The following is an 884-nucleotide window of genomic DNA, read 5'->3' as shown; positions in this document are numbered from 1 at the left end:
TGGTGATCTCCCTTTGAAATTTCGTCTGTTAGCCCCAATCCAGATCAAGACCTTGGGCCTTGGCTGCATTGAGAGCGTATTTCTTGGTTTGACTAAAGGCATCGGTCAGCTCTTGCTGGCCTGTCTCGTCGGTGATTTTGTCGAAAGCGGATGCGACACCTTCAGGGGTATTCTCGTCGCCGGTCAAGGTCACGCCTTCCGTTTCGTAAATACGGGTTTGAGCGAACCCGCCTGCCCCTGCGCCAAGGATCACGCGGCTGGGGCCATCCTCGCTGACCAGGTACAGCAGGCCGGGGGTGATGGTTTCGGGGGCCAGCAACGCCTGGGCCTGTTCGGGCAGCAGATCGGCGGTCATCCGTGTGGCCGCGGTGGGCGCCAGCGTGTTGACGCGGATATTGTCGCGCGCGCCTTCAAGGTGCAGCACGTTCATCAGCCCCATCATCGCCGCTTTGGCCGCGCCATAGTTGGACTGACCAAAGTTGCCATAAAGCCCCGACGCCGAGGATGTCAGCACGATGCGCCCGTATTTTTGTTGGCGCATGATCGGCCAGCAGGCGTGGGTGACATTCGCCGACCCGATCAAATGGACGTCGACGACCTTGCGGAAATCAGACATCTCCATTTTCGAGAACGTCTTGTCCCGCAGGATGCCTGCGTTGTTCACCACAATGTCGACGCGGCCCCAGGCGTCCATGACCTGTGCGACCATATCCTTGACGCCGGCTTCGTCCGACACATCACAGCCATGGGCCATCGCTTCGCCGCCCGCGTCGCGGATTTCCTGCGCGACCGCTTCTGCGGCAGCCGAGGATGCCCCCTGCCCGTCGGTTGTCACACCCAGATCGTTGACCATGACACGTGCACCACGCGCTGCCAAACCAAGC

The 884-nt window shown here is 60.6% G+C and carries 1 protein-coding gene; it reads right to left on the bottom strand.

Annotated features, from left to right (window positions below; genetic code table 11):
- Positions 1-28: 28 nt before the first annotated feature.
- A partial coding sequence (locus tag V7672_RS15225; RefSeq protein ID WP_335625413.1) for an SDR family NAD(P)-dependent oxidoreductase occupies positions 29-884 on the bottom strand: 856 nt, incomplete at its 5' end.

Source organism: Brevundimonas sp. (assembly GCF_036963785.1).
Classification (GTDB): Bacteria; Pseudomonadota; Alphaproteobacteria; order Caulobacterales; family Caulobacteraceae; genus Brevundimonas.
This window is presented reverse-complemented; position numbering and strand designations above follow the sequence as displayed.